This is a genomic window from Vibrio sp. 1288, from assembly GCF_033344475.1.
Window position 1 is genome coordinate 1 of the sequence record NZ_JAWPOX010001021.1, and the last position, 538, is coordinate 538.

Genomic DNA, 538 nt, shown 5'->3' on the forward strand with positions numbered 1-538 from the left:
CGCTTAGGTGATGATATACAATACCGCGTCGAGTCGGCGAAAATGCTGGCGGCGTCTGTACATATGATGCAAGGCACGCCGTATGTTTATCAAGGTGAAGAGATTGGTATGACCAACCCTGGTTACACTGAGATCAGCCAGTACCGCGACGTAGAAAGCACCAACATGTACGACATCATGGTCAACCGCGATTACGTATCACACGAAGAGATGATGGCGATTTGGCGCAGAAGTCGCGTGATAACTCACGTACGCCAATGCAGTGGAACAGCCAAAAGCACGCTGGTTTTACCGAAGGCACACCGTGGCTTGAGGTGGCGCAGAATTACTCTGAAATCAACGCAGAAGCAGCGGTTGCTGATTTGAACTCGGTGTTCTACTTCTACAAACGTTTGATTGAGCTACGTAAACAGGTTCCGGTGATCACCGATGGCCGTTATGAAGATTTACTGCCAGAGCATCAACGTATTTTTGCTTACGCTCGCCAGAACGACAAACAAACGCTGCTGTGTATCAATAACTACTACGCTGAAGAGGT

Annotated in this window: 1 pseudogene; it reads left to right on the top strand. The window is 48.7% G+C overall.

Annotation, left to right across the window (positions count from 1 at the left end):
- Nucleotides 1–538 (top strand): annotated as a pseudogene (locus tag R8O11_RS30685) (alpha-amylase family glycosyl hydrolase); the annotation flags it as partial.